Consider the following 1044-nt stretch of genomic DNA (forward strand, 5'->3'; position numbering starts at 1 on the left):
TGCACTTCAAATGCGAATCCGCCGTCGTCTGAAATTTCAGACGACCTTTTAGCTATTTTCCATCCTACACTGCCACGGCGGCCTTGATGTGCGGATGCGGGTCGTAGCCTTCCAACTCGAAATCTTCAAACTTAAATGCAAACAAGTCTTTGACTTCCTGATTGATTTTCATCACCGGCAGCGTACGGGTGCAGCGGCTCAATTGCAGTTTTGCCTGTTCGAAATGGTTGCTGTACAGATGCGCATCACCGAAGGTATGGATAAATTCTCCTGCTTCCAACCCGCAGACTTGGGCGACCATCATGGTCAACAGCGCGTAACTGGCAATGTTGAACGGTACGCCGAGGAAAATGTCCGCACTGCGTTGGTAAAGCTGGCAGGACAATTTGCCGTTGGCAACGTAAAACTGAAACAGCGCATGACAAGGCGGCAATGCCATTTCGTCTACCAACGCGGGATTCCATGCCGACACAATCAGACGGCGGGAATCAGGGTTTTTCTTGATTTGTTCCACCACATTGGCAATTTGGTCGATATGGCGACCGTCGGGGGCAGGCCAACTGCGCCATTGGTAGCCGTACACAGGCCCCAAGTCTCCATTTTCGTCCGCCCATTCATCCCAAATGGAAACATTATTATCTTTCAAATATTTGATGTTGGTATCGCCTTTGAGAAACCAAAGCAGCTCATGGATAATCGAGCGCAAGTGCAGCTTTTTGGTAGTCAGCAGCGGAAAGCCTTGACTCAAATCGAAGCGCATTTGATAACCAAACACCGAACGAGTGCCTGTACCGGTACGGTCGGATTTATCGGTACCGTTTTCGAGAACATGACGCATTAAATCAAGGTAGGCTTTCATTGGTGTCCTTTAAGGATGTATGTTATTCGAGAGATTATAGGGTGTATTGTATAGGATTCAACGGAACAGGAATACCAAGGTGTAAGAAATCACCGCGTTGTTTATACAACATTTAGGGGATTTTCCATGAGCACCTTCTTCCAGCAAACCGCGCACAAGCCATGATCGCCAAACACATCGACCGC

Annotated in this window: 1 protein-coding gene; it reads right to left on the minus strand. The window is 48.3% G+C overall.

Annotated features, from left to right (window positions below; translation table 11 throughout):
* Positions 1-64: 64 nt before the first annotated feature.
* Entirely contained in the window at positions 65-859 is a 795-nt protein-coding gene (locus tag HMPREF2954_RS09755; protein WP_045073452.1) for a thymidylate synthase, read from the minus strand.
* Positions 860-1044: the final 185 nt, after the last annotated feature.

This window comes from Neisseria sp. HMSC067H09 (assembly GCF_001814135.1).
Taxonomy (GTDB): domain Bacteria; phylum Pseudomonadota; class Gammaproteobacteria; order Burkholderiales; family Neisseriaceae; genus Neisseria.

Excerpts from the sequence above, each read along its gene's own strand:
- HMPREF2954_RS09755 (WP_045073452.1), bottom strand. The coding sequence starts at position 859 with ATGAAAGCCTACCTTGATTTAATGCGTCATGTTCTCGAAAACGGTACC.